The sequence below is a fragment of the Pseudomonas sp. EL_65y_Pfl2_R95 genome, assembly GCF_963971045.1.
Lineage (GTDB): Bacteria > Pseudomonadota > Gammaproteobacteria > Pseudomonadales > Pseudomonadaceae > Aquipseudomonas.
This window is the reverse complement of the sequence record NZ_CAXAOV010000003.1, coordinates 225,421-250,980: the sequence shown is the minus strand read 5'-3', so window position 1 is coordinate 250,980 and position 25,560 is coordinate 225,421. Positions and strand designations below refer to the sequence as shown.

The following is a 25,560-nucleotide window of genomic DNA, read 5'->3' as shown; positions in this document are numbered from 1 at the left end:
TCAGGCCTCCTCAGCCATGGCGCGCACATCGGTAAGACGCCCACGTATTGCCGCGGCAGCAACCATCGCGGGACTCATAAGGTGGGTGCGCGCGCCCGCACCCTGGCGCCCCTCGAAGTTACGGTTGGTGCTCGATGCGCACCGATCACCAGCAGCCAGTACATCATCATTCATCGCCAAACACATCGAGCAGCCTGACTGACGCCATTCGAAACCGGCATCGATAAACACTTGAGCAATACCTTCTGCCTCAGCTTGATCACGCACCAGAGTAGAACCGGGCACGATCATGGCGCGCACATGGCTAGCGACTTTACGGCCGCGAACCACCCGCGCCGCGTCACGCAAATCTTCAATCCGAGCATTGGTGCAGGAACCGATAAAGGCGTGGCTGATTTGGATATCGCTCAACTGCGCCCCGGGCTCAAGCCCCATATAGCGAAGTGCCCGCTGCAGATCCTGACGGCGAATCAGGTCGCTTTCATTCATCGGATCCGGCACACAATCGCCAATCGCAGCGGCTTGATCAGGGCTGGTGCCCCAAGTGACCATAGGTTCTAACTCGCCGGCATCCAGCATCACTTCACGGTCAAACGGCGCATCTGCGTCAGTGTAAAGTTCCCGCCAGCTGGCGAGCGCTTGGGTCCAAAGTTCGCCCTTGGGCGCTCGCGATTTATCAGCCAGATAGGCATAAACCTTCTCGTCCGGCGCCATAAATGCGCCGCGCGCACCCGCTTCAACCGCCATATTACAGATGGTCATACGGGCCTCAACGCTCAGCGCATCAATCGCTGGCCCGGAAAACTCGATGGCAAACCCGGTGGCGCCCGAGGCACCAATGCGCCGGATCAAGGCCATGATAATGTCCTTGGAAGTCATACCCGCGCCCAACTCGCCCTGCACTGTTACGCGCATGGTTTTCAAGCGCTTGTAGACCAGCGTCTGGGTGGCCAGCAGGTGTTCGATTTCCGATGTACCAATGCCAAAACCAAAGGCGCCCAGTGCGCCGTAGGTCGTGGTGTGGCTGTCACCAGCTGCGATCACCATGCCCGGCAAGATAAACCCTTGCTCGGGCGCGACGACATGCTCAATGCCCTGCCGCTTATCCAGCACGTTGAACAGCTCAATGCCGAAGTGATCGCAGTTTTCCTGAAAATAGGAAACCTGTAACGCGCCACCCGCATCAGCCATCGCGGCAATACGCTTAGGACTGGTCGGATTAACGTGGTCAACCACCGCCAGGGTTGCACCTGGGCGCCGGACCTTGCGACCAGCCTCACGCAAACCGCTAAACGCCTGCGGGCTGGTGTACTCATTGGCGACTTGCCGATCAACGTAAAGCAGCACATGCCCTTGATCGTCCAAGGTGCAGACCGTATGAGAGTCGATGTGCTTTTGGTAAAGGGTTCTGGGGCCATTCATGGCAATTCTCGCTTGGGCAGATTGAAGGCAGCACAGCTACGCGGCATGCCAACCATCATATTGAGCGCAATATGCAACTCAACACCCATTAAGAAATGCTTGAATACACGATTCGTGAATAATGGTAATAACTTCAGTCCCCCGTCAGCATGCCTGGGGCCTATAAAAATCCTGAATCGAAGCTCGGGCTATTCGCCTCTTAACTAGAAAACTGCGGTCTGTCCCCTGAGACATAGCCCCTGGGTTTCACCGCAGAACTCGGCCAAAAGCGGGTAATGATTCGCTTAAATAAATCAGCCCCCTTTTTCATTAATAAATCAGTCCCCTTTTTCATTGCTGAGGGGGCTATCCGCTACTCTTGGTTATCAACGCAACGTAGAAACTGGAGCAGCACATTGAAGCGACCATGGGATATCAAGGCTTTGCGGGAGCACATTGCAGTTGACCACCCTGAGACGGCAAAGAATCTGATTAGGCAGGTCAATTCCTTGGGCCGATCTAAAGACCTGTTTGATTACCACGCATTCTTAGCACGAGATGCCTATAAGGATTTCTTGGACGCCGACCCCAGCGGCCTCGTCGTTGCTTACCACTCTCTGGGCGGCGGGGATCAACAGAAGTGGGATACGGCAAATTTACAGAGTGAGGCAAACTTAATTGGGTGCATTAGTACAGTGGTCAACGCCTATGAGACGTTCGGGCAACTACTGGACGGCTTAGGGATGGTTGCTCCGTATGACCGACGGCTAGACGTTCACAAAGCGTGCAGAGGGCTGGCCGCAGGAGAGGTAAAAGATTTGCTAAATGAGGCCACCTCAGCGGCTGCATACAAGTATTTGAAGGCGTTTACGAACACCAATAAACACCACCAACTGATTGATCACCATATGTCGCTTTCATTTGAAGATGGCCGCAGTGGTGCGGGCGTAGAAAAGTTTACGTATGAAGGTCATTCAGGAAAACTTGAGGAGTACCCCACCCGCTGGGCTGAGGACGTGCTCAGGGACGCCGTTAACGTTCTGTCGGCATTATTGGACTGCGGGAGAGCCTTAAACCGCTACCACCAAATACCCTGTACTGACCATTGATGGGTGGATAATCAAGTTTGGCTGTCCGCTCCCTAATAGGGGTATGGTTTAGCTGGCTTACCGGGGTTTGGCTCTTCATCTGCTAGTCGGCTTTGGTATTCTTCGTGATAACTAGAGTCATCACGACTAATCGAATCATTGTGGCTGTTCAGTTCGTCCAACCGCCCAGAGATTTCCTCAAGCCGCACGAGCACGGCGTAGAGCTGATCATCTTCACCCCGCGACGGCATGCAGCTAGGCAGATAGATAAACACGCCGAGTAGCACCACAATTTCGAAGAAGTGGTCTAAACCCCAGCCAAAGATCGCCACAATGGCACTCCAAATCACTGAGAGCACGAGCAGAATGATGCTTATGAGATTGTCCATATCACTCAACCTATTCGTTTTCTGGATTACGTCTACGATAGCTTGAATAGTGAGAAATGGGATTTGAAAACGGCAAAGGTGGAGCGCTAGGAGCGCTAGGGGAGTGTTGATTTTTACCTACAATTGCCACGTACAAACAGAAAACAAAAAGCCCCGCAGATCATTGATCTGCAGGGCTTTTTTGAAAGTGGCGGTGAAGATGAGATTCGAACTCATGATACGATTTCTCGTATACACACTTTCCAGGCGTGCTCCTTCAACCGCTCGGACACTTCACCGGATCTCGTCAGGCATTGCTGTCTGTCGAGGCGCGCTAATGTAGCCGAACAAAGCCTTAAAAGCAAAAGTTTTTTCAGAATTTTCATGCGCTTACCCGACCCTCTCGGCTCATTCCCTTTCGGCCCACTAAGCTGCGCTGTGATGCATGTCTATGCAAAGCCCTATCGCTTGATGATAAATATGCAGGTCCGCTATTAATGCACTACAAGGAATGTTATGCGTTCGCTTAACCTATGGTTGATCTCATTTATCTGTGCCTGTGCGCTACTGCTCACCTTGCTGGCCCTGCCAACCCTTGGCGATAGGCCGCTTGCCCACTGGGCACTGAATATCGGCGCGTGCTCCAGCGCGTTACTGATATCCTTGCTTTACCTTGCGGCATGGCTTATTGCCCCTGCTTCGCATGAACGATCGCAGGTGGTTGTTCTTTCCACCTACTTGCCCACATTGCTGATCAGCTTGGTCACAGGTGCGCTTTGGGGGACTGTTGGCCATGTAGTGGAAACTCAAGGCGTGGGTTTAGCGACCGCCCTGCATCGGACCGGTCCATTGATCTACATCGGCTATTTGCTGACATTAGCCATTTATAGCGGCGCAGCGCTGTACCTGCTGCTTACGCGTATGCGTTACGAAAGCCATGCACCTCAAGGTTTAGCAACCATCTGAAGGGTGATATGGGTGACTCATCAGTCGCTTATAGCGCTTTACCGGCGAGCGCGGGATGGGTAACGTCAGCGCATCTCCAGTACAAGGATTTCAATCATGAGCGACTTGATCAGCTACCAATTAGAAGATGGCATCGCCACGCTCACCTTGAGCAATGGCAAGGTTAACGCTGTCTCCCCGGATGTAATTGTTGCCTTTAATGCTGCGCTCGACCGCGCCGAACAGGATAAAGCGGTGGTTATCATCACTGGTCAGCCTGGCATTCTTTCCGGGGGGTACGATCTTAAAGTCATGACTTCTGGCCCGCAAAACGCAATCGATCTGGTTGCTGCAGGCTCAACGCTGGCCCGGCGCATGCTGTCGTTTCCTTATCCGATTGTGGTCGCATGCCCTGGTCACGCCGTTGCCAAAGGCGCATTTATTCTGCTGTCGGCTGATTATCGCCTGGGAACTGAAGGCAAATTCAGCATTGGCCTGAATGAAGTTCAGATCGGTATGACCATGCACCATGTGGGCATCGAATTGGCCCGCGATCGCTTGCGTAAGTCAGCTTTCCATCGCTCGGTGATCTGCGGCGAGATGTTTGATCCACAAAGCGCTGTCGATGCCGGTTTCCTTGATAAGGTGGTACCCGCAGAGCAATTGATGGCCACGGCGCAAGCGGTTGCCCAGCAGTTGAAGAAAATCAATATGACGGCGCACAAGAACACCAAACTGAAGGTGCGTAAGGCGCTGCTTGAAACACTCGACAAGGCGATCGAGCTGGATAAAAGCTTCAGCCTTTAACCACTCGCTGAATGCGATAAGGCGAAGCTTCTCCATTCAATCAGGCCCCTGTTGCATGCAAATAGGGTGGATGAGAGAAGCCGCATCCACCCTGCATTGTCATCCTAAAGCCCGGATTTTCCGGGCTTTTTTGTGCCAATCATATTCACACACAGCTTGCTGATCTCCGGCAATTGCCGAAAACAGTTTACAGCCGTACACTGCGCGCCTTTTAGGTTAAACGAGCGTATTAAATGCTTTTTATTCTGCGCATGGCGTTAATGGGCGTGCACTTTATTATCGCCGGCGTGCTGGGTTTGTTGGTTGGCATCTGTCGCCCTTTCAATCCGGATAACAGCCGAATTTGCGCACGTATCTACGCGCTGCCCGCCTTGCGCATTTTGAACCTGAAGGTCAAAACCCAAACCGAAGGCCTACGCGATCACGCCAAGTCCTGCGTGGTAATTGCCAACCACCAGTCGAATTACGATTTGTATGTGCTAGGCCGTGTAGTGCCATACCGCACCGTCAGCCTCGGCAAGAAAAGCCTGAAGTGGGTGCCATTTTTCGGCCAGTTGTATTGGTTGGCTGGCAACATTTTGCTCGACCGTGGCAATGCGCGCAGTGCCAAGCAAGCGATGCTCAAAACCACCGAAACCCTTAAGCACAAGAACACCTCGATTTGGGTCTTCCCTGAAGGCACCCGCCATCCTGGCCCGCAAATGCTGCCCTTCAAAAAGGGAGCGTTCTTGATGGCCATTGCGGCTGGCGTGCCGATTATTCCGGTATGCACCAGCACTTACGCAAACCGGCTGCGCGTGAACCAGTGGAACAGCGGCACCATAATGATTCGCTCACTGCCAGAAATTCCTACCATTGGTTTGACTATCGCTGACGTGCCCGCGCTGATCGAGACCTGCCAAACACAAATGCAGGCCTGTATTGAGGCAATGAATAAAGAACTGTCCGGGGCTTAGAGCCTGACAGTTCATCCAGCCCGCCTCATTCGCAATGAGTGCGGGCTTTTTTGTGCGCCAGCAAACGATGTGATCCAGCACTTAGTGCGCGACACAGGCTAAGCTGAGCGCTTATTGCCAAGAACAAGCCGAGTCAGAAATGGATAAGAGTGTTGTAGCTGCTGCCGTGTACTGCCAAGGAAAAAAGCTCAGGGATATCAGTTTGGAGGACGAGATCACCTGGGTGGGCAAACCCGGACACTTCGCCTGGATTGGCCTGAAAGACCCAGAGCCGGAAGTGTTTACCAAGCTTCAGGCGCAATACAACTTGCATGAACTGGCGGTTGAAGACGCACTCCTTGGCCATACCCGGCCCAAGCTCGAAACCTTTGGCGATGCGCTGTTTATGGTGCTGTACTCACCGATTTTAAAGGACGGTCAGCTTGAGTTTGTCGAAACCCAGCTATTTGCTGGCACCGGCTATGTGATCAGCGCCCGTTACGGCCAATCTGCACCCTACTCAACCGTTCGCCAGCGCTGCGAAGCACGGCCATTGTTACTGGAGCACGGTGAGGACTTTGTTCTCTACGCCTTGCTCAGTTTCGTCACCGAGAACTACCGGCCAATCATGGACAGCTACAACAGCACCCTTGAAGAAACCGAGCAAACCGTACTCAGAGATGCCGTTACCATGGCCGAAGCTGTCAAAATCCAGAGCCTGCGCCGTGACTTGCTGCGCCTACGACGCAACATCAGCCCACTGGCGGAAATCTGCCAAGAACTGCAACGCCTGGATTTCCCTTTTATCGATAAACAGATGCGTCCCTACTTCAGGGATGTGGCGATTCATGTTAATCGCTTACTGGAAGACCTCACCGCTCTGCGCGAAATGGCGGATCACGCGATTGAGATCGGCCTGCTGATGGATTCCGCGCGGCAAAGCATCACTCAGCGTAAATTTGCTGCCTGGGCGGCCATTCTTGCCTTCCCTACTGCCATCGCAGGCATCTACGGGATGAATTTTCACAATATGCCCGAGCTTAGCTGGCAATACGGTTACGCTGGCGTACTGGGTTTGATAGGGACTGGCTGCGTGGGCTTGTACGCCAGCTTCAAATACCACGGCTGGCTGTAACGCAAAAACGCCAAGGGTGTCGCGCGGCTCCAATGCAACGCAGGCAAAATCTGTAGGGTGAATGTCGCTTCACCCATCCACCCTTTCGTCATGGATAACAGCGGATTTCGGCGCTAATCCATGGTGGCCAGGTTTTGCGATGACCACCCTAGGCCGACCACCATTAACGACCCGTAATATTAGTGAATCAGGCCTCAGCCGCACGGCCGTTGGCGACAAAACGCATCATCCACTCGGCAACCGTGGTGCCTTGATGGTCATCCTTCAGGCTATCCACGCCCTTGCGGTAATTCTGCTCACCAATGTGCTGTTGGCGAATATCGAGCAAGGTCTTCGAATACTCGTGGATAAACTCCGGATGCCCTTGAAAGCACAGCACCTGATCCTGGATGCAATAGGCTGCAATCGGGCAGAACTCGCTTGAAGCCAACAAAGTCGCATTGTCTGGCAGCTTGGTGACTTGGTCCTGATGGCTGATCAGCAGAGTCAGATCATCTAGCGCAGGTGTCATCCATTGCGTTTTATTGGCCATGGCATAACGATGAATCCCCACGCCCCAACCTTGAGCAGCGCGCTTGGCCTCACCGCCCAATAACAGTGCCAGCAGTTGGTGGCCGAAACAGACACCAAGCAATTTATCGCCGCGCGTGTAGCGCTCAAGCAAGTAGGTTTTGAGTGTCTGAATCCAAGCATCTTCGCCGAATGAATCCGCCTTACTGCCGGTTACCAGATAAGCATCGTACTGCTCGCTGTCTGCCGGGTACTGGCCTTCCATCACGTTGTAGACGGTGAACTCAGCGGCAATTGGCTGACGCGCGAACAGGCGCTCGAACATCTTGCCATAGCCTTGATATTGATCGATCAGCTCGGGACGAAGTACATCTGTTTCAAGAATACAAATTTGCAACGGCATGGAAGTGTCCCTAAGCCACGGGTGATAGTCATTCGTTTAGCTGCAAAAAGCTGTCCAAGGTCGATAGACGGCTGCACAGGGCCGTCATGGAGAATGCTAGTTGCGAGCGTCAGTAGCCTGCCTTGCCAAACGTGACATGGCAAGAGCCCGGCGTTAAGGATTAGACATATCTGACCGCTGCCGAGACACAGCGACGCTCATCTATCAGTGGCCGTGATAGTTACCATAACGACCATTCACTTCTGTTAATACCGGGCGCGGCGGATTATCACTCCACCGGGCAGCCGCCCACTCGGACAGAAGGAAACTCAGCATGAATAGTTTCGCCGCAATCGCCAGCTTGATCGCTGCCTCAGCATTTACCAGCACGGTAAACGCAGACAGCCAACGTCAATCTGATAAGCCCCAAAGCACAGTGACCCAAGCGCAGAAACCTTCGGTCTCCTCAAGCAAGTAAATCACCCAACGGCTTACTATTTAGGAGCTGGTTATGACGCTCGAATCCATCACCCAGCAAAATGTATACGCAGTGACCTACGCCACGCTTGATGAGCGCGGGATTCACTACGAGTCAGAACTGGCGATCCAATTGGCAGACGGAAAATTGACCACGCTACGCATGCCAACGCAGCTTCATGAGCGCAAGGCCATCGAACGGGTGATGTGCCAGCAATACGGCTGTTAAATCTGCTTTTCCCCAGCCCTGAGCTCGTTCAGGGCTGGGGAAAAGCCGGCCTTTAGCGACCACCAACGCGCCACTTTTCGACTGACAACATTTTTAATGGCTAAGCCGTTAATCGGCAAGCATCAATGACCGCTACAGCTCAATTTTAGGCCAGTGCATCATGAAACTGAAAAACCGTAACCTGCTGATCATCGCCGCGCTGGCAATCATGACCAACGGCCTGTCCTTACTCGGACTCAACCACGGTTCTGCAGGCGCATTGGCGCGAACCATTGAGTGCAATTCAAATATTGGCCGTAATCTGCAGGTTGCTCAGCAGCTTAAACTGATGACCAGCACACCACCGAACAAAGCCGACTGCGTATTTGTAGAGCGGTTTGAACTGGGCAGCTTTGCCTAGGCTCACACCATAAAAAACCGGCCGCTGTCGGCCGGTCTTTATGTCCACCACTTAGAAGGTTTCGCCCTTAGCGGCCTTATCCAGCAGCAACGCAGGTGGGTTGAAACGTTCACCATACTGCTCGGCCAGATACTCGGCGCGCGCCACAAAATCCTGCAAACCATATTGGTTGATGAACTGCAGCGCACCACCCGTCCATGCCGCGAAGCCAATGCCGAAAATAGAACCAATGTTGGCATCGGCAACCGAAGTCAAAACGCCCTCTTCCAGACAACGCACCGTCTCGATTGCCTGAATAAACAGAATGCGGTCACGCACGTCCTGTTGCGCAATTTGCGCAGACGCCTGTTCGAAGCGCGTCTTCAGCTCAGGCCAAAGGTATTTCTTGCCACCTTCTGGATACTCGTAGAAACCACCACCGGCAGCTTTGCCAGGGCGCTTGTATTCGTTGAGCATCAAGTCGATAACCGCAAAGGCCTTATGTTCAAGCAATTGCTTGCCCTCTGCGGCGAGGTCTTTAGTGGTTTGTTGGCGCACGTGATTCATCAGGCTCATTGAGACTTCATCACTGATCGCCAAAGGCCCCACCGGCATCCCGGCTTTTCGCGCCTCGTTTTCAATCAGGGCCGCACTAATGCCTTCGCCCAGCATGGCGATACCTTCATTGGTGAAGGTGCCAAACACCCTTGAGGTGAAGAAACCACGACTGTCATTGACCACTATCGGGGTCTTTTTAATCTGCATCACATAATCGAAGCCACGGGCCAGCGTTTCATCGCTGGTGTGCTCGCCACGGATAATCTCAACCAAGGGCATTTTATCGACCGGGCTGAAAAAGTGCAGGCCGATAAACCTGTCCTGCTTGTCGACAGCCTTTGCCAATCCCGTAATCGGCAATGTCGATGTATTGGACGCAATCACTGCATCACTGAGTGCATGGCGTTCGGCTGCCACAGTCACCTTGGCTTTAAGTTCGCGGTCTTCAAAAACCGCTTCAATAATCAAGTCGCAGCCCGCGAAGTCAGCCTCATTGTCGCTGGGCGTGATCAAGGCTAAAAACCCATCACGTTTTTCGGCCGTCATATGACCGCGTGCGACTTTTTTATCGAGCAGCTTGCTGGAGTAAGCTTTGCCCTTCTCTGCGGCTTCAAGCGAAATGTCCTTGAGCACCACTTCGATGCCGGCTGCGGCAGAGACATAAGCGATGCCTGCGCCCATCATGCCGGCACCCAGCACCCCGACTTTACGCGTGACGCTTGGCTCAAACCCTTTCGGCCGCGAACCACCGGCGTTGATTTCATTAAGTTGAAACCAGAAGGCGCCAATCATGTTCTTGGCCACCTGGCCGGTCGTCAGCTCGGTGAAGTAGCGGGTTTCAATCAGCTGCGCGGTGTCGAAATCGACCTGCGCGCCCTCGACGGCGGCACACATGATTTTCTCAGGTGCAGGAAAGCAGCCCCTGGTTTTATCACGCAAGACAGAAGGCGCAATCGCCAGCATCTGCGCCACATTCGGGCTTGCAGGCGTGCCGCCAGGTATCTTGTAACCCGGAGTATCCCACGGCTGCTTCGCGCCTGGGTTCTGGTTAATCCAGGCCCGTGCTTTGGCCATCATGTCGTCTTTATCAGTGGCAAGCTGGTGGATCAGACCGGCTTTAAGCGCCGCATCCGGGCGCACCTTCTTGCCTTCCGCCAGAAACGGCAACGCCTTCTCAAGCCCAAGCAAACGCACCATACGCACCACACCGCCGCCCCCTGGCAGCAGGCCAAGGGTGACTTCCGGCAAGCCGATTTGCACGCTGCTGTTATCCAGCGCGATGCGCTGATGACAGGCCAGGCAGATTTCCCAGCCACCGCCAAGTGCCGCTCCATTTATTGCCGCAACCACGGGCTTGCCGAGCAGTTCAAGACGACGCAATTGCGCTTTGATGCCAAGGACCATGTGATAAAAATCACTGGCATCGGCCTTGGTGACTTTGATCAGCTCGTTTAAATCACCGCCGGCAAAGAAGGTTTTCTTGGCCGAGGTAATAATCACCCCGACTATGCTGTCTTTTTCAGCTTCAAGTCGATCAACCGTGGTCGCCATCGCTTCACGGTAAACCGCGTTCATGGTATTGGCACTCTGGCCTGGCATATCGATGGTCAGGACGACGATATTGTCCTGTCCTTTCTGGTAGTGGATGGCATCGGTCATGGTGTTCGTATCCCTGCAGTTGGGAGAGGCTCAGCGCGCGACATGCGCGCGCCAAACCCTGATTAGATTCGTTCGATGATGGTGGCGATACCCATGCCGCCGCCGACACACAAGGTGGCCAAGCCGTAGCGCAGCTCGCGGCGTTCCAGCTCATCTAGCAAGGTGCCGAGGATCGCGCAGCCGGTCGCGCCCAGCGGATGGCCCATGGCGATGGAGCCACCGTTGACGTTTACTTTGTCTTCGCTGACGCCCATGTCCTTCATAAACTTCATCACCACAGAGGCGAAGGCTTCATTGACCTCGAACAGGTCGATGTCATCGACATTCAAACCCGCCTTGGCCAGCGCCTTGCGCGTTGCCGGCGCCGGGCCGGTGAGCATGATGGTCGGATCGGTACCGGTTACCGCCGTGGCGACGATACGTGCACGGGGTTTTAGCCCCAGCTCGCGGCCTTTGGCCTCAGAGCCAATTAGCATCAAAGCAGAGCCGTCGACGATGCCTGAGCTATTACCCGGTGTATGCACATGGTTAATCCGCTCAACATGGCTGTAGACCTGCAACGCAGTGCTGTCAAAACCCATCTGCCCCATCATTTCGAAACTGGGCTTGAGCTTGGCCAGCCCTTCGACCGTTGAGTCGCCGCGAATAAACTCATCGTGATCCAGCAACACAATGCCGTTTTGATCAACCACCGGCACCAGCGATTTTTTAAATGAACCATCGGCGCTCGCCCGAGCCGCTTTTTGTTGCGAGCGCAATGCGTAGGCATCGACATCTGCACGACTGAAACCTTCGAGCGTGGCGATCAAGTCTGCGCCAATACCTTGTGGCGTAAAGTGGGTGTGCATGTTGGTTTCAGGGTCCATCACCCAGGCGCCACCATCGGAGCCCATGGGAATGCGCGACATCGATTCAACACCACCCACCACGACCAAATCCTCAAAAGCAGAACGGATTTTCATGGCGCCCAGATTGACCGCCTCCAGGCCCGAGGCGCAAAACCGATTGAGCTGGAGCCCCGAGACGCTGACATCCCAATCGGCAACCATGGCGGCGGTTTTGGCGATATCTGCACCCTGATCACCCACCGGGGTTACACAGCCCAGAACGATGTCATCCACATGGCTGGTATCGAGGTTATTGCGGGTTTGCAGAGCGGCCAGCAGCCCCGCAATCAGGTTGACCGGCTTAACGCTGTACAGCGCGCCGTCTTTCTTACCTTTACCGCGGGGCGTGCGCACCGCATCAAAAATATAGGCTTCGGTCATAACGTCCTCAAACCTCCTTTGGAGGTGGCTTACAGCGCAAGGCGCCTTGTTGTAATTAGCTCGGGAGAATTTGTCGCAGCCAGCGTCCCTAGGTGACCACAATACGCGGCAAGGCGCTGGCCTCAATGACCAATGTGCTCAGCGCCATTGACCACTTTGCTCAAGTGCAGAGGGCAGACTTGGCCAACCGGTATCAAGTCTCAGACAAACGGTCAAATAATGGCACTTTGCCGCAAGATTGTTATGAATGCCTCTGGCCCAAGGGTTGCTTTAACACAACCTTGAACGGGTATTACAACAAGTTGTTAGAGCCACCAGCTTTATAACCAAGGTATCTAAAAAACTTGTGATCTGAGCCTAAGATAAAATATCTGGATTACCGTAGTACTTCTCACAAAGCCGATCTTGCTTAAGCTTAATAGTCAGTGGCGGTACCGTATTTTCAGTTACCGCTTTGGGCGCGACGTTTCTTCAGCTGAAGAGCCAACGGCCGCGTTCAGGCTACAGCTTGTTATTCCAACAATAAAAGGCAATTGCCATGCGTAATCAGCCAAAAATCCGCCAAGCCAGTCTGATTGTATTCGTCGTTACAGTCGTGCTGATCATTCCCAATTTGACGCACATCATCAGGTAGCGTTCACCCACTCCTGCACCTGTTGACCTGATGGGCTATTCAGCCTTGTGCCCTACAACACATCCTTTTTTGCTGCTATGTTTGCCCTACCTGTAATGGTCAAAGGAGACGATCATGCGCGTATTAATGGGTTTGCTTGCACTGTGCTTGAGCGTCACTGTCTCGGCTGCCGATGTGGATCAGTTGACCGCAATTGATGCGATCCAAACAGAAGACGCTCTGCTGATTGATGTGCGTACCGACGAAGAGGTTACAGGCGGGATGCTGCAAGGCGCCGCCCATGTTGAGTACCAAGACCTCGCAGCAAAAATCAGCCAGCTACAACCCGATAAAGACGCGCCTATCGTGCTGTATTGCAAAAGCGGGCGGCGTTCAGGTATCGCTCAGGACGAGCTGACCAAACTGGGTTACAGCCACGTCATCAACGCGGGCGGCTATGACGAGCTAAAGTCGGCGTTGGAGGCTAGCGATTGAAATTGCACCGCCTGTTATACGCGTCGCTTTTCTCTGTTGTTTTTACCCATACAAGCACCCAGGCCGCCGAGCTGAGCGTGGACTTAGGTGAGCAAAGTAAAGGCTGGTCTACCGCTGAGCTGCTTGCACTGCCACAGATGCGCGAGATCAGGATCCCGGCGGATGTCAGTTACAAACGCGCCATGAGTTACAAAGCTATACCTGTGGCGGTGCTGCTCAAATCGGTTAAGCCCGACGAGCATATTCAAGCAATTGCTGCGGATGGCTTCGCCGCTGAACTGCCTGCTGCCTCCTTGCTAGAAAATAAAGGCGCCAGGGCTTGGCTGGCAATTGAAGAACCCAACCAACCCTGGCCAGCGCTGAACAAGAATGGCGAGAGTGCGGGTCCATTTTACTTGGTCTGGGAAAACCCCAAGGCGGGTAATATCGGTCCAGAGCAATGGCCGTTTCAGCTGGCGACCTTGCGCCGCTTGCCTCCGGTTGCAGAGCGCTTCCCGGCGTTATTGCCAGCAGCCGACGCAAGCGCGGAAGTAAACAGCGGTTTTGCTCAGTTTCAGAAAAACTGCATGGCGTGTCACCGTTTGAATAAAGCTGGCGACTCGCAGTTTGGCCCGGACTTGAACCTGCCGCACAACCCAACCGAATACTTTAAACCGGAATTTCTCAGCCGTTATATTCGTGACCCACAAAGCATGCGTCACTGGCCGCAGGGCAAGATGCCCGCCTTCAGCGAAGCCAGTATCAGCGACGCTGAACTCAATCAGCTATTGGCTTATCTCAGCCATATGGCGGGCCGCAAAACTCAGTAACTCGGGGTATACAGCAACCGCCGCATACCCGCCTGATTAGAGTTGATATTGCTCAGGTGGTGGTGGCAGCTCCAGCAATAGTTGCTGTAGCGCCTTTCCCCACTGCTGGCGAATGCCTTGGTAGTAAATGTCATCTTCATTGACCCTAAAACCGCTGGGCACTTGCAGGCTGTTCGCGTTATAGACCAGCACATCCAGTGGCATGCCAACCGAAAGATTACTGCGAATCGTCGAGTCGAATGAAACCAATGCAGTCAGCAAGGCGTGCTGCAAACTCGCACTGTTATCCAGCGAGCGATCCAGAATTGGTTTGCCGTACTTGCTTTCACCGATCTGAAAGTAAGGGGTGTCTTCGGTAGCGGCGATAAAGTTGCCCTGCGGATAGATATTATAAAGTCCCGGAGCCTCGCCATTGACCTGACCACCGACAATAAACGAACAGCTCAGGTCAACGCCTTGCATCATCACCCCATTGCCATCACGGGCCATTACCTCGCGCATGGTTTCACTCACCAGCGAAGTCGCTTGATACAGATTCATCACGCTGTTGAGGTTAATGCATTCGCTGTTGAGGCGCTGCTGTAACAGGCTGATCACCGACTGTGACGTCGCTAAATTGCCTGCCGTTTGCAAGACGATGATTCGCTCACCCGGCACACCAAATACATGCAGCTTACGAAATGTGGCGATATGATCGACACCGGCGTTGGTGCGTGAATCCGACACAAACACCAAACCTTGCTCCAAACTTATACCGACGCAATAAGTCATAACCAATCCTTAGTACACTGATAAGGCCCAGTCATGCCGGGCCTTATATATTTGCGCTTTACTGAGCCTGCACCATCAACATTGGCGAAACATCAACAAATGCGTGCATCTGCTCGCCTCCACCACCCCGGCGCATGCCGCGTACCGGGCAGGCGTCCAGGTAATCAAGTCCCACCGCAAGCTTCAAATGTCGCTCTGGCAACGTCAGGTTATTGGTGATATCAAAGCTGTACCAGGCGCCATCCAGCCACGCTTCCGCCCAAGCGTGACTGGCCAAGTGATCGCTGTCATCGGTATACAAATACCCTGAAACGTAGCGTGACGGCACCCCGAGGCTGCGCGCGCAGGCCAAGAATGCATGAGCATGATCCTGACAAACACCGGCACCAGCGGCGAAGGCCTCTGCGGCACTGGTCTCGGTGGTGGTAGTGCCTTTTTCGTAGCGAATATGCGCGTTTAATGCCTGCATCAGATCAATCATTGCGGTGCGGTCGCGCCGTGTTTTGCATTGCACCTTGGCGAACTCACGCAACTCTTGGTTGGGCTCGGTCAGACGGGTAACGCGCAAGAAGGGTAAAGCCGATTGCTGCTCGTGTACCGACTCACTGGTTTCGTCGATATCAACCTGGCCATGAGCACCGATCACGATGCTGTCATGGGGCACATCAACGGTCAGCACGTGCAGAATATTGCCGTAAGGGTCGCGCTGTGCCCGCACTGGACGGGGTAAATTCAATTCCCAATTAAGTACTTTCTGTCGTTCACTTTGCTGCGGTGTAATGCGCAGGTACTGGATGCTGGAACGAACTTGTTCATCGTATTGATAGGTGGTGTCGTGGCTGATGGACAGTCTCATGCGACCTCCAGGTAAGAGCTATGAATGGCTTGGCCCAGTTCACGAATCAGCAGAATTAAATCATTCAGCCAAGTGTGCAGGCCTTCGTCCAACACTTCATCAATGGTTGTGTAGCGCAGGCGCGCTTCAAGCTCTGCTGCCAGACGTTGCGCCGGACGACCGTTGTCCCCGGGCAAACTACTCAGCATCGAATACAGCTCTTCTGTGCACGAGCGCAGTGAGCGTGGTACTTCTGGGCGCAACAGCAACAATTCAGATACTTTGCGCGCACCCGGTGACCCACGGTAGATCTCGGCAAACGCCTCGAAAGATGACAGTGCACGTAGTAATGCCGTCCACTGATAATAGCTGCGCGCGGAGCGACCTTCGACCTCGTCAATGTCTTCACCCAGCAACTCATAACGCGCGTCGAGCAGGCGCAGGGTGTTGTCAGCGCGCTCGATAAACGTACCCAGGCGGATAAACCGATAGGCTTCACCCCGCATGATGGTGCCAAAGGTGGCGCCGCGGAATAAATGCGAGCGTTCCTTGACCCATTCACAAAAATGGCTGATGCCGTAGCGGCCAATACCCTGCTGGGCAATGTCACGAATTTCCAGCCAACTGGCGTTGATGTTCTCCCACATGTCCGCGGTAATACGTCCACGCACCGCATGGGCGTTCACCCGGGCCGCTTGCAGGCAACAATAAATACTCGCTGGATTATTGGCGTCCAGGCCAAAGAAGTTGAGCATACGCTCGGCGTGCATTTCGCCGTTCTGCTCCAGATACTCTTCAAGGGTTCCGGTAATAATCAGCGGCATGGCTAATTCATCAAGGCCATTACCGTGGTCATCTTGTGGCATCAATGACAGCGAATAGCTGACTTCAAGCATACGCGCGAGGTTCTCGGCACGTTCCAGGTAACGTGACATCCAATACAGGTTGGAGGCAGTCGTACTGAGCATAATTAGTCCCCCACTATCCATGTGTCTTTGGTTCCGCCGCCTTGTGAGGAGTTCACCACCAGTGAACCTTCACGCAGGGCTACACGGGTCAACCCGCCTGGCACCAGACGTGTTTCCCGACCCGACAATACAAACGGACGCAAGTCGATATGACGCGGCGCAATGCCGCTCTCGACAAAGGTTGGGCAGGTTGACAGCGACAGGGTCGGCTGGGCGATGTACGCCTCAGGACGCGCAATCAAACGTGCGCGGAACTCCTCGATCTGCGCCTTGGTTGAAGCTGGGCCAACCAACATTCCATAACCGCCAGATCCCTGGGTTTCCTTAACCACCAAATCAGGCAAATTGGCCAACACATGAGACAAGTCCTTAGGCTTGCGGCACTGCCACGTTGGCACATTCTTCAGAATCGGCTCTTCTGCCAAATAGAAGCGGATCATTTCATCGACATAAGGATAAATCGATTTATCGTCGGCGACGCCAGTGCCAATGGCATTGGCCAGCACGACATTGCCTGAGCGATAACTTGCTAATAGCCCCGGCACTCCCAGCATTGAATCAGGGTTAAAAGCCAGAGGATCAAGGAAAGCGTCATCAAGGCGGCGGTAAATCACGTCCACCGGCTTTGCGCCAGCGGTGGTGCGCATGTAAACCTTGTCATCGCGGACAAATAAATCAGCGCCCTCAACCAACTCAATACCCATCTCACGGGCCAGGAATGCATGTTCAAAATAGGCGCTGTTGAAGCGTCCGGGCGTGAGCACCACTACCGTTGGGTTTTCCATCGGGCTCGAAGACTTCAGGGTATCGAGCAACATATTCGGGTAGTGATTAATGGGGGCAACCCGCTGCGCTGCGAATAACTCAGGAAACAGGCGCATCATCATTTTGCGGTCTTCGAGCATATAGCTGACACCGCTAGGCGTGCGCAGATTGTCCTCAAGCACGTAATAGCTGCCATCACCGTCGCGCACTAGGTCAACGCCAGAGATGTGCGAATAGATATTGCGGTGCAGATCCAGCCCCTGCATCGCCAACTGATAGCCTTCATTGGCCAGCACCTGTTCAGGCGGCACAATACCCGCTTTCAGGATGCGCTGATCGTGATAGATATCGGCAAGAAACATATTCAGTGCTTGCACCCGTTGGATGCATCCACGTTCAACGATCCGCCATTCGCTGGCCGGAATACTGCGAGGGATTATGTCGAATGGAATTAATCGCTCAGTGCCTTGATCATCACCATAGAGCGTGAAGGTTATGCCTGCACGGTGAAACAGCAAATCCGCTTCGCGTCGGCGTTGCGCCAACACATCACTGGGCGTATCTGCCAGCCACCGGGTGAATTCCCGGTAATGAGAACGGCACTCGCCATTCTCAAAGTACATCTCATCATAAAAGGTGTGGGCCATACCAAACTCCTTTTCACCCGCATATTCCATTGCGTTGCAAAGCCCGAGCCATCTGATATTTTTATTTAAAATCAAATACTTAGTGATAATTCTAAAATATCAAGCACCTAAACAGTGCAACACATCCTGTTCCTCGGCTGGTCCTGCGCCAAGGCGAAGCATTGTGAAGCTGTGTCTTAACCTCCCCTGCATTGCTTTAAATATAGACAACGCAGGTCGATTTAATTCAAAACGCCCGGGTTTTCACTAAATTTTGTAGCTTGGCTCAACCAGTGTCGATAGAAGCCTTCTGCCACTTTGTTCAAGGCCGAAACCCTGTCATCAAGCTTATCCAGCATGAACTCAACAGACTGCTGACTTGGCTGGCTGGCATCGAGCAAATGCGACCAATCATGTAGCCACTGACTGACCAATTCAGCCGTCATTTCCGGATGGCCCTGCAAGGCAAGAATTTTATCGCCCATCGCAAATGCCTGATTCGGGCACCATTGATTACTCAACAGGGGCTGAGCCCCTTCAGGCATGGCGAAGGTATCGCCGTGCCACTGGAAAATTTCAAAACTTTCAGGCAAGTGTGCCAACCAAGGACTTTGTTCAGCGCCTTCGACTTTATTCATCCCTTGCCAACCACTTTCGGTGTAGCCCATTTGGCTAACGGGGGCACCTAATGCCTTGGCCAGTAATTGGCCTCCCAGGCAGTGTCCAAGCAGTGGAATGTCACGTTTGATGAAGTGTTGTAGCGCCTTGATCTCGGTCTGCAGCCATGGCAGTGGATCGTTAACACTCATGGGGCCGCCCATAATCGCCACGGCTTTGGGCCGGTCCAGGTCGTAGCCCTCGAGCTGGTTGAGGTCAGCACGCAACTCGGTAAATGCGAGCTGTGCGTCATCAAGCACCGTGGCCAGGTGGCCCGGTGTGCAATAGTCGATATGGGTAATTATCAGAATGTCTGTCATACGCCCTCCTTTGCGTCAGTCTCGCGTACTCGCTTATTGGAGGTCGATAGGTATTGCAAAAAAACATCAATCTAAACGCTGGCCGAGCATTACCGGCCAGCGTGCATTACTTCCTCAGTAGCTGCCGACCGGCAACAAATCCTTGCGCTCTTGGGTGACTCCCCAGCCTTCAAGCTTGCCACCCAATGGGTGGACTACCGAACCCAGATCCTGCTCAAAATCACCGATGCCATAATAGGTCGCGAACATTACTTTGCTGACCTGTAAATGCCAGACACCATCTTCGCGCGGTGTAACCTGCGCGTTGAGTGATTCACCACGAAAATTTGTGGCCGCCATGCGAGCCCGTTCCTCGTCGGGAAAAATGGCGTAAAACTCGATGGGATGGAAGCGCGCGAAATCAAAACCACCTTCTTTCATGCGCTTTAGGACGTTGCTGCTGACATCATCTTGCATGACTATGCTCATGATACGATCTCCTCAGGCGATGGTTGGATGCTGCTCTTCCATTGCAACCGCTTGAACATCAGCGGTGTCGCGACACCAAAAAGCGTGTCGCCCGAGTATCAACAAAGTGCAAACTAGGTCCTGACTGATGAGTCGTAGGTTTGGAATGAATCCAGAACCTGAAGACGCTGCTTTATAGAGCGCGTTATCCCTCCTTTGTTACACGCAGCTCAAAGTGGTTTACCCGCAGGCGTCTATTGCAGAATAGCGCTGTAGAAAAAATTATGCATGCTTTGCTTTTAGCTGATGACAAAACCCGTTCTGCCTGAGGCGCCTGTGGTGCGCACTCAGGCAGTGCTTGAGGCCCTTATTTACGGCTCAGCCAGCGCATTGTCAGGCGCGACATCCATGCCGGTGAAATTTGCCCCGCCCAGTACATCAGCTTGAATTGCAGGCTAACCGGGCGGTGCACAGCCGTGCTATCAACCTGCTGCCACACCGCCTTGGCGATTTCCACGGCTTCCAGGTTGACGCCCAAGCGTGACAAGGTTGCCGGTGCATGGTGCTGACTGCTCACCATGGGAGTATTCACGAACGGTGGCATCAAATCCGCAACCCTGATGCCATGGCGCGCCCATTCTAGATCCAAGGCCTCAGTGAAGCCCCGAATGGCAAACTTTGACGCCGAATAAGTGGCCATTTCCGGCACCCCATACAGCCCGGATGCCGAACCCATATTGATAACCTGCGCGTTGTGCGTGGCCTTCAGGTAGCCAAACGCGGCGTGGGTCATGTTGCAAACACCCATTACATTTATCTGCATGATGCGCAGATGTTCGACCTGCTCAATGTCCTCGAAATAACCAAAGCGTAAAATACCCGCGCAATTAAACAACAAACGCAACTGGCCGTTATGCCGCGCGCAGAACTCAGCCAAGGCCCCTTTAACCTGATCAATGTCGGTCACATCAAGCTGGCGATGCCAGCAGCCGCCTAATTCAGCTGACAGGCTGGCTAACGCCTCGCTATTGATATCCAACAGGCCAACCTGCCAGCCTCGCGCATAAAACAAACGCGCCGTTGCGGCGCCGATACCCGACGCAGCGCCGGTGATTAAAATCGTGTTGTTCATTAGATTCCCTGCTCGCGTAGGAAGCTGACAATACGCGCAAGGGCATAGTCAGAAGATTCAAGTAAACCGGCATGGGCTTGAAACACGTGCCAGACACCGGGGTAGAGTTCCAGGCGCACATCAACCCCGGCCGCCTTCGCCTGTTGCTCAAGTCTTAAGCTGTCATTGAGCAGTATTTCTTGCTCTGCGACCTGAATCAGCAATGGCGGCAGCCCAACCAGATTGGCGAATACCGGCGACGCCTCTGGATCCTGCGCGGATAGAGCAGCAGGCAAATACAGTTTTCTGGACTGCTCCAACCAAGCTTTACAGAGCATAGGGTCACCCGTTTCAGGCGCATGCAATTGCTCAAGACTAAAATCGGTAAGCGGCGATAGGCACACCAGTGCTTTCGGCAGTGCCAAGCCCAGCTGGCGCAGATGCAAGGCTGTGGCCAAGGCCAGATTACCGCCCGCCGAGTCGCCGGCGATGATGATCTGTTGCGCATCGAACCCCTGCTCTAACAAGGCGCGATACGCTGCCACTGCGTCGTCCCGCGCAGCCGGAAATACTGACTCCGGGGCCAAACGATAATCAAGCGCACAGACCTGGATCTGTGCCCTGCTCATCAAGGTTTTGCAAATAGCGCGGTGGGTATGCGCGCCGCCAACCAGATAAGCCCCCCCGTGCAAATAGAGCATGATGCAATCACTTTGCTGGTTGGGCCGGTACCACTCACATGAACGGCCTGCCAACATGCTTTTACTGCGAGTGCCAAGGGTTTCAACCAGATGGGGCACCGTCAGCGCAGTGACCAGCCCGCGTTGCAGCGCAATTGGCATTGGTGGCCGAACTAAACCGCGAAAAACTAGGCGTAGCAGCCCACGTAATGTTGCGCGCACAGCGGGTTGCGCATCAGCTGGCGGCGTGAAACGCGAGGGCGTGAACTGGTAATCCTGTAATGCTGGGGTACGGGTCATCCGTCGATAGTTGAAGGTGTAGTCCGGCCAGTTATTAGTGTTCTTACCCGAGGCCGTTTGATACCAACTGGTGCAGCCCTGATCCCACACCGTACGGTGAATCGCCCGCTGCACTTTGCTGTTGAATTGGCGCTGAACCAGCGGCTTTACATCCAGTGCAGTCAAACCATGACGCTGCATCGCCTCTAGGCAACCAAGCACATAGCGAAACTGGCTCTCAAGCATGTAAATAATTGAGTTATGGCCCAAATTTGTATTGGGTCCATACAACAAGAACAGATTGGGGAAACCACTGACACTGATGCCTTTATAAGCCTCTGCCCCTTCGCGCCAGGCCTGATTGAGATCGACACCATCCAGTCCGGTAATTTTCATGGGTGACAAGAAGTCAGTGGCGGTGAAACCCGTGCCGTAAATCAAGACATCACAGGGATGGGCAACGCCGTCATCAGTGATAACCGCATCGTGACTAATCGCCTTGATGCCCTGACTGACCACAGTGACATTTGCCTGGCTCAGCGCCGGGTAAAAATCATTACTGATCAAAATGCGCTTACAACCCATCGGGTAATCAGGCATTAACTGCTCACGCAGTCGCGTGTCGGCAATGCCACGCGCCAAGGTTCGCTTAAAGCTGAAGCGCATGCCTTTAAGCAGCACGGGAAAGGATACAAACGCCAGCGCCCGCGACTCATGCTGAATATATTTAAGGCAACGATCAATTTTTTGCAGCCAGCTGAAACGCTGCATTACAGCCAATTCCCATGGCCGGTAGGCACGGTCAGGCTTGCTAATGACATAGGCCGCCGAGCGCTGGAATAAGGTCAGGTGAGCGACATCAGGCTGAATCTTCGGCACAAACTGAATAGCCGATGCACCCGTTCCGATAACCGCTACGCGCTTACCTGTCAGGTCGATATCATGGCGCCAACGTGCCGAGTGGAAAGCCTGACCTGCAAAGTCGTCACGCCCGGGGATTGAAGGATAGGCAGGTTGATTTAACTGGCCGCAGGCACTGACCAATATCTGCGCAACAAATTGTTCACCAGTGCGCAATGTAACTAGCCAGCTTGGCTGCTCGGCATCGTAAACAGCGCTCGCTACTTCGCTGTTAAAACGAATGTGTCGTTGCAGCTGGTATTTGTCAGCACAGTGCTTTATGTAGCCTTGAATTTCTGCCTGAGGCGCGAACTTGCGACTCCAGTCCAATTTGGGCTCAAACGAGAAAGAATAGAGATGCGACGGCACATCACAGGCCGCTCCCGGATAGGCATTATCACGCCACGTCCCGCCGATCTCCCCGGCCTTTTCCAAGATTAAAACGTCATCAATGCCTGCCTTTTGCAGCTGTATTGCAAGTCCCAGCCCGGCGAAGCCACTACCAATGATTAGTACGCGCACCTTCGTGCATTCTTCGGCTTTTTTATCCATTTTTATAGGCCCAATGTGCTGACATGACCAGCGCAGTGCTGTTTTTCAATTCCCTCCGTGCGTTATGACATACCCGATTGGTTGATGGGATGCATACTGGAATATCGTCCTCTAAAATGACTGATATGCCGCAACCGCAGGGCAAAAACCGGCACAACTATTCTTACAGCCGGGTATCAAAGCGCTGCAGAGTCACCGTTCAACAGGCATAAAAAAACGCACTGACTCGTGCGTTTTTTGTTAAGCGCGATTAGCCAGCGCAACTCATTTCTGGTTGAGGCTATCCTTCACCCCGGCACTGTTATCAAGCAGGCTTTTTGTTGCGGTTTGGATAAAGGCTTCAAGATCTTTTTGCAGCATCGGATCGATATCAGTGTGCAAGCGAGTCGCACTCGGGTTAGCACCTAGCTGGTAATCGTAGAGCCGAGGTTCAAAACCTTTTGGCTGGATCAGAATACGCTCCGGGGTAACGATCGCAACCGTTTGCTCACCGCCCGATGGTTTGATCACACCGATGCCCTCAGCACCCTCTGGCAGGTTAAGCAGATCACGTCCCCAGCACTGGTGACGCACATCACCACCGAGGCGGCCCATGATGGTTGGCACGATATCAATCTGAGTACCGACGTGATGATTAACCTTGCCGAACTTCTCTTGAATGCCCGGGGCAATCAAGAGCAGCGGCACGTTAAAACGGAACAGATCCATTTCAGTCAGCTGTTCGTCACTGCCAAAGCCATGGTCACCGACTATCACAAACAAGGTGTCTTTATAGTATTTGGACTTCTTTGCTTTTTCGAAATACTGACCCAATGCCCAGTCTGAATAGCGCATCGCGGTCAGGTGCAGATCGGTCGAACCGTGCCCCGTGACGGGCTCAACCGGCAGGTTTTCAGGCAGCGCATAAGGCGTGTGATTAGACAGGGTTTGCAGCAACGCATAGAAGGGCTTGTCTTTACCGGCAAAGTTCTTATCCAGCTCTTCTGCGCCACGGTCGAACATATCCTGGTCAGACACCCCCCACGTCGGGTCCATGTACACAGGGTCAACAAAATCTTCACGACCAATGAAGTTGGTCATGCCTTGATTGCTGAAGAATCCCGATTGGTTGTCCCACTGAAAGTTACCGTTGTAGACGTACAGATCATTGTAGCCACGGGCACTCAGCAGCTGTGGCAAACCTGAGAATTGGTGCGCGCCTTCTGGCGTGCGCATCAGGTATTCAAAACTTGGCAAATTCGGGAAACAGGCCATGGTCGCAAACATACCCTGATGAGTATGGGTACCGTTGGAGAAGAAGCGGTCGAAGAGCACGCCCTCTTTGGCCAACTTATCAAAGTTGGGTGTGATGTTGCCAGGTGCGCCAAGTGCACCGACAAAGTGACCGGCAAAACTCTCCATCAGAATCACCACCACGTTTTTCACCGGCAAGGTGTTTTCGGCGGGTGGGGTAAAGTCACGACGGATTGCAGCGGTATCGGCATCCACTAGTTTATCGTGCGGCGTCAGCAGCATTTTGCGCACTGCAGCCAGGGCTTCTTCGTCTGGCATGGTTGATTTCCATGCGTTGTCGCGGTGCGATGAGAAGCTCGCCATAGCGGCCGAGGTCAAGGTCAGTGTGCCGTTAAGGCCGAGTTGGTTAGCGAACATTGAGTCCGTGGTGTAAGCATCGCCCCACCGCAATGGCGGGCCTTGACGTAAATGACCGCGGGCAGCGATTACCGCAACCAACAAGCAGACCACGAATACCGAACCGCGCAGATACCAAGCTGGCGCTTTTGCAGTGCTGCTTGCTGTTGCTCGCGGCCGGCTCAGTAGATCCAGTGCTTTAAACAGCTTGGCCAATAACCAGGTCGCAATGGCCCAAGCGATCAAATAACGCGCCACCGGAAAACCGTTCCAGATCATGCTCATGACGGTTTTTGTGTCTTCCTGGAAGTACTGGAAAACCAGGCTGTTCAGGCGTTGGTGAAATTCCCGGTAGAAATCCAGCTCGGTAATGGCCAGGAACAATGTGACGCTGGCGAAGAAGGTCAGCCAGGCGCGGTGGAAACCCCGGGCAGTCATCGCTTTGACGCTGAGCAGCGACAACAACAACGGGGCGCAGGCGTACACCACCAGGCGCAAATCGAAACGGAAACCGTTGTAAAAGGCTTCGATGAAATTTGATACCGGCGCATCGCCGATCAGTTCACGGTTATAAATCAGCAACGCCACACGCAGTAATGCGTAGATAATTAACAGCGCGACAGCGCTAAGGGCGGTGAAGCCTAAATGGCTTTTGATCGTCGGCGTAAACCGTGCCGCTGTCGTAGTCTTGTTAACCTTGGTAGCCATGGGTTTCCAGATCCGTTAAGCAATCATTTATTGCTGAAATCAGCACATCAATTTTAATTCAGTACATATCTCAAGTTGCACCGCAGCTGGCGCAGCACAATGCTCGCAACAGATAAGCTGCAAATAAATTCAACACAGATAGACACTGACCGTCTCAAGAGGTCCTTGAGAGGTATGAGGCCAAGCGCCAGTGATACCGGCCTTTACAGGGATCAGAATAAAGCAAGCACGCGGTTTAAAGTGTGAAAATTATG

The 25,560-nt window shown here is 53.5% G+C and carries 24 protein-coding genes and 1 tRNA gene; 10 read left to right on the top strand and 15 right to left on the bottom strand.

Features of this window, described 5'->3' with window-relative positions:
• Complete coding sequence (leuC, locus tag AACY09_RS11915) at nucleotides 1-1,422, bottom strand: 3-isopropylmalate dehydratase large subunit (RefSeq protein ID WP_339488220.1); 1,422 nt, start codon at nucleotides 1,420-1,422, stop codon at nucleotides 1-3.
• 275 nt (nucleotides 1,423-1,697) lie between these two features.
• Between leuC and AACY09_RS11910 the strand changes: the two genes are divergently transcribed.
• Nucleotides 1,698-2,510 (top strand): hypothetical protein, encoded by an 813-nt coding sequence (locus AACY09_RS11910; protein ID WP_339488218.1) that lies wholly within the window; start codon nucleotides 1,698-1,700, stop codon nucleotides 2,508-2,510.
• Between the two features lie 32 nt (nucleotides 2,511-2,542).
• Here AACY09_RS11910 and AACY09_RS11905 read toward each other — a convergent pair whose 3' ends face one another.
• Both AACY09_RS11905 and AACY09_RS11900 read right to left on the bottom strand, forming a co-directional pair.
• Complete coding sequence (locus AACY09_RS11905) at nucleotides 2,543-2,878, bottom strand: hypothetical protein (RefSeq protein WP_339488215.1); 336 nt, start codon at nucleotides 2,876-2,878, stop codon at nucleotides 2,543-2,545.
• Between the two features lie 188 nt (nucleotides 2,879-3,066).
• Nucleotides 3,067-3,156 (bottom strand) — tRNA-Ser (locus AACY09_RS11900).
• Between the two features lie 217 nt (nucleotides 3,157-3,373).
• Here AACY09_RS11900 and AACY09_RS11895 point away from each other — a divergent pair.
• The 4 genes from AACY09_RS11895 (at nucleotide 3,374) to AACY09_RS11880 (ending at nucleotide 6,679) form a co-directional block, all read left to right on the top strand.
• On the top strand, nucleotides 3,374-3,823 hold the full coding sequence (locus AACY09_RS11895; protein WP_339488213.1) for a hypothetical protein: 450 nt from the start codon (nucleotides 3,374-3,376) through the stop codon (nucleotides 3,821-3,823).
• Between the two features lie 96 nt (nucleotides 3,824-3,919).
• The gene (locus tag AACY09_RS11890) at nucleotides 3,920-4,609 is read left to right on the top strand and encodes a crotonase/enoyl-CoA hydratase family protein (protein WP_339488212.1); all 690 of its coding nucleotides are present in this window, start codon (nucleotides 3,920-3,922) and stop codon (nucleotides 4,607-4,609) included.
• 233 nt (nucleotides 4,610-4,842) lie between these two features.
• Entirely contained in the window at nucleotides 4,843-5,565 is a 723-nt protein-coding gene (locus tag AACY09_RS11885; protein ID WP_339488210.1) for a lysophospholipid acyltransferase family protein, read from the top strand.
• Between the two features lie 139 nt (nucleotides 5,566-5,704).
• The gene (locus tag AACY09_RS11880) at nucleotides 5,705-6,679 is read left to right on the top strand and encodes a magnesium and cobalt transport protein CorA (protein WP_339488209.1); all 975 of its coding nucleotides are present in this window, start codon (nucleotides 5,705-5,707) and stop codon (nucleotides 6,677-6,679) included.
• Nucleotides 6,680-6,866: 187 nt separating this feature from the next.
• Here the strand turns inward: AACY09_RS11880 and AACY09_RS11875 are convergent, their stop codons facing one another.
• Nucleotides 6,867-7,592 (bottom strand): amidotransferase, encoded by a 726-nt coding sequence (locus tag AACY09_RS11875; RefSeq protein ID WP_339488208.1) that lies wholly within the window; start codon nucleotides 7,590-7,592, stop codon nucleotides 6,867-6,869.
• Nucleotides 7,593-7,905: 313 nt separating this feature from the next.
• On the opposite strand from AACY09_RS11875, the gene AACY09_RS11870 reads away from it, so the two are divergent.
• The 3 genes from AACY09_RS11870 (at nucleotide 7,906) to AACY09_RS11860 (ending at nucleotide 8,677) form a co-directional block, all read left to right on the top strand.
• The gene (locus tag AACY09_RS11870) at nucleotides 7,906-8,049 is read left to right on the top strand and encodes a hypothetical protein (RefSeq protein ID WP_339488207.1); all 144 of its coding nucleotides are present in this window, start codon (nucleotides 7,906-7,908) and stop codon (nucleotides 8,047-8,049) included.
• Nucleotides 8,050-8,082: 33 nt separating this feature from the next.
• Complete coding sequence (gene ptrC, locus AACY09_RS11865; RefSeq protein WP_339488206.1) at nucleotides 8,083-8,277, top strand: type III secretion system co-regulatory protein PtrC; 195 nt, start codon at nucleotides 8,083-8,085, stop codon at nucleotides 8,275-8,277.
• Nucleotides 8,278-8,437: 160 nt separating this feature from the next.
• Nucleotides 8,438-8,677: a hypothetical protein gene (locus tag AACY09_RS11860; protein WP_339488205.1), complete on the top strand. Its 240-nt coding sequence runs from the start codon at nucleotides 8,438-8,440 to the stop codon at nucleotides 8,675-8,677.
• Nucleotides 8,678-8,728: 51 nt separating this feature from the next.
• Here the strand turns inward: AACY09_RS11860 and AACY09_RS11855 are convergent, their stop codons facing one another.
• Complete coding sequence (locus tag AACY09_RS11855) at nucleotides 8,729-10,873, bottom strand: 3-hydroxyacyl-CoA dehydrogenase NAD-binding domain-containing protein (protein ID WP_339488204.1); 2,145 nt, start codon at nucleotides 10,871-10,873, stop codon at nucleotides 8,729-8,731.
• 62 nt (nucleotides 10,874-10,935) lie between these two features.
• Nucleotides 10,936-12,141: an acetyl-CoA C-acetyltransferase gene (locus AACY09_RS11850; protein WP_339488203.1), complete on the bottom strand. Its 1,206-nt coding sequence runs from the start codon at nucleotides 12,139-12,141 to the stop codon at nucleotides 10,936-10,938.
• Between the two features lie 748 nt (nucleotides 12,142-12,889).
• Here AACY09_RS11850 and AACY09_RS11845 point away from each other — a divergent pair.
• Together AACY09_RS11845 and AACY09_RS11840 are read left to right on the top strand one after the other, a co-directional pair.
• Nucleotides 12,890-13,249, top strand: coding sequence for a rhodanese-like domain-containing protein (locus AACY09_RS11845; RefSeq protein ID WP_339488202.1), 360 nt, complete (start codon nucleotides 12,890-12,892; stop codon nucleotides 13,247-13,249).
• Between the two features lie 2 nt (nucleotides 13,250-13,251).
• Nucleotides 13,252-14,058: a cytochrome c gene (locus AACY09_RS11840; RefSeq protein WP_339488713.1), complete on the top strand. Its 807-nt coding sequence runs from the start codon at nucleotides 13,252-13,254 to the stop codon at nucleotides 14,056-14,058.
• 36 nt (nucleotides 14,059-14,094) lie between these two features.
• On the opposite strand, the gene AACY09_RS11835 is transcribed toward AACY09_RS11840, so the two are convergent.
• The 9 genes from AACY09_RS11835 to AACY09_RS11795 all read right to left on the bottom strand — a co-directional run bounded on the left by AACY09_RS11835 (nucleotide 14,095) and on the right by AACY09_RS11795 (nucleotide 25,306).
• A complete protein-coding gene (locus AACY09_RS11835; protein WP_339488201.1) occupies nucleotides 14,095-14,829 on the bottom strand; it encodes a peptidase in 735 nt (244 codons plus the stop codon).
• 58 nt (nucleotides 14,830-14,887) lie between these two features.
• Nucleotides 14,888-15,685: a transglutaminase family protein gene (locus tag AACY09_RS11830; protein ID WP_339488200.1), complete on the bottom strand. Its 798-nt coding sequence runs from the start codon at nucleotides 15,683-15,685 to the stop codon at nucleotides 14,888-14,890.
• The gene (locus tag AACY09_RS11825) at nucleotides 15,682-16,632 is read right to left on the bottom strand and encodes an alpha-E domain-containing protein (protein WP_339488199.1); all 951 of its coding nucleotides are present in this window, start codon (nucleotides 16,630-16,632) and stop codon (nucleotides 15,682-15,684) included. Before AACY09_RS11825 ends, AACY09_RS11830 begins: the two co-directional genes overlap by 4 nt.
• A gap of 2 nt (nucleotides 16,633-16,634) precedes the next feature.
• Nucleotides 16,635-18,044, bottom strand: coding sequence for a circularly permuted type 2 ATP-grasp protein (locus tag AACY09_RS11820; RefSeq protein WP_339488198.1), 1,410 nt, complete (start codon nucleotides 18,042-18,044; stop codon nucleotides 16,635-16,637).
• 221 nt (nucleotides 18,045-18,265) lie between these two features.
• Nucleotides 18,266-19,000, bottom strand: coding sequence for a type 1 glutamine amidotransferase (locus tag AACY09_RS11815; RefSeq protein WP_339488197.1), 735 nt, complete (start codon nucleotides 18,998-19,000; stop codon nucleotides 18,266-18,268).
• A gap of 114 nt (nucleotides 19,001-19,114) precedes the next feature.
• Nucleotides 19,115-19,468 (bottom strand): ribonuclease E inhibitor RraB, encoded by a 354-nt coding sequence (locus AACY09_RS11810; protein WP_339488196.1) that lies wholly within the window; start codon nucleotides 19,466-19,468, stop codon nucleotides 19,115-19,117.
• A 346-nt stretch (nucleotides 19,469-19,814) separates the two neighbouring features.
• Nucleotides 19,815-20,579, bottom strand: a complete 765-nt coding sequence (locus AACY09_RS11805; protein ID WP_339488195.1) for an SDR family oxidoreductase — start codon at nucleotides 20,577-20,579, stop codon at nucleotides 19,815-19,817.
• Nucleotides 20,579-22,939, bottom strand: a complete 2,361-nt coding sequence (locus AACY09_RS11800) for a flavin-containing monooxygenase (protein ID WP_339488193.1) — start codon at nucleotides 22,937-22,939, stop codon at nucleotides 20,579-20,581. The genes AACY09_RS11805 and AACY09_RS11800 overlap by 1 nt, the downstream gene beginning before the upstream one ends.
• A 294-nt stretch (nucleotides 22,940-23,233) precedes the next feature.
• Nucleotides 23,234-25,306, bottom strand: a complete 2,073-nt coding sequence (locus AACY09_RS11795; protein WP_339488191.1) for an LTA synthase family protein — start codon at nucleotides 25,304-25,306, stop codon at nucleotides 23,234-23,236.
• Between the last annotated feature and the right edge of the window lie 254 nt (nucleotides 25,307-25,560).

Coding starts and splice junctions, on each gene's coding strand:
- leuC (WP_339488220.1), bottom strand. CDS start 1,422: ATGAATGGCCCCAGAACCCTTTACCAAAAGCACATCGACTCTCATACG.
- AACY09_RS11910 (WP_339488218.1), top strand. CDS start 1,698: ATGATTCGCTTAAATAAATCAGCCCCCTTTTTCATTAATAAATCAGTC.
- AACY09_RS11905 (WP_339488215.1), bottom strand. CDS start 2,878: ATGGACAATCTCATAAGCATCATTCTGCTCGTGCTCTCAGTGATTTGG.
- AACY09_RS11895 (WP_339488213.1), top strand. CDS start 3,374: ATGCGTTCGCTTAACCTATGGTTGATCTCATTTATCTGTGCCTGTGCG.
- AACY09_RS11890 (WP_339488212.1), top strand. CDS start 3,920: ATGAGCGACTTGATCAGCTACCAATTAGAAGATGGCATCGCCACGCTC.
- AACY09_RS11885 (WP_339488210.1), top strand. CDS start 4,843: ATGCTTTTTATTCTGCGCATGGCGTTAATGGGCGTGCACTTTATTATC.
- AACY09_RS11880 (WP_339488209.1), top strand. CDS start 5,705: ATGGATAAGAGTGTTGTAGCTGCTGCCGTGTACTGCCAAGGAAAAAAG.
- AACY09_RS11875 (WP_339488208.1), bottom strand. CDS start 7,592: ATGCCGTTGCAAATTTGTATTCTTGAAACAGATGTACTTCGTCCCGAG.
- AACY09_RS11870 (WP_339488207.1), top strand. CDS start 7,906: ATGAATAGTTTCGCCGCAATCGCCAGCTTGATCGCTGCCTCAGCATTT.
- ptrC (WP_339488206.1), top strand. CDS start 8,083: ATGACGCTCGAATCCATCACCCAGCAAAATGTATACGCAGTGACCTAC.
- AACY09_RS11860 (WP_339488205.1), top strand. CDS start 8,438: ATGAAACTGAAAAACCGTAACCTGCTGATCATCGCCGCGCTGGCAATC.
- AACY09_RS11855 (WP_339488204.1), bottom strand. CDS start 10,873: ATGACCGATGCCATCCACTACCAGAAAGGACAGGACAATATCGTCGTC.
- AACY09_RS11850 (WP_339488203.1), bottom strand. CDS start 12,141: ATGACCGAAGCCTATATTTTTGATGCGGTGCGCACGCCCCGCGGTAAA.
- AACY09_RS11845 (WP_339488202.1), top strand. CDS start 12,890: ATGCGCGTATTAATGGGTTTGCTTGCACTGTGCTTGAGCGTCACTGTC.
- AACY09_RS11835 (WP_339488201.1), bottom strand. CDS start 14,829: ATGACTTATTGCGTCGGTATAAGTTTGGAGCAAGGTTTGGTGTTTGTG.
- AACY09_RS11830 (WP_339488200.1), bottom strand. CDS start 15,685: ATGAGACTGTCCATCAGCCACGACACCACCTATCAATACGATGAACAA.
- AACY09_RS11825 (WP_339488199.1), bottom strand. CDS start 16,632: ATGCTCAGTACGACTGCCTCCAACCTGTATTGGATGTCACGTTACCTG.
- AACY09_RS11820 (WP_339488198.1), bottom strand. CDS start 18,044: ATGGCCCACACCTTTTATGATGAGATGTACTTTGAGAATGGCGAGTGC.
- AACY09_RS11815 (WP_339488197.1), bottom strand. CDS start 19,000: ATGACAGACATTCTGATAATTACCCATATCGACTATTGCACACCGGGC.
- AACY09_RS11810 (WP_339488196.1), bottom strand. CDS start 19,468: ATGAGCATAGTCATGCAAGATGATGTCAGCAGCAACGTCCTAAAGCGC.
- AACY09_RS11805 (WP_339488195.1), bottom strand. CDS start 20,579: ATGAACAACACGATTTTAATCACCGGCGCTGCGTCGGGTATCGGCGCC.
- AACY09_RS11795 (WP_339488191.1), bottom strand. CDS start 25,306: ATGGCTACCAAGGTTAACAAGACTACGACAGCGGCACGGTTTACGCCG.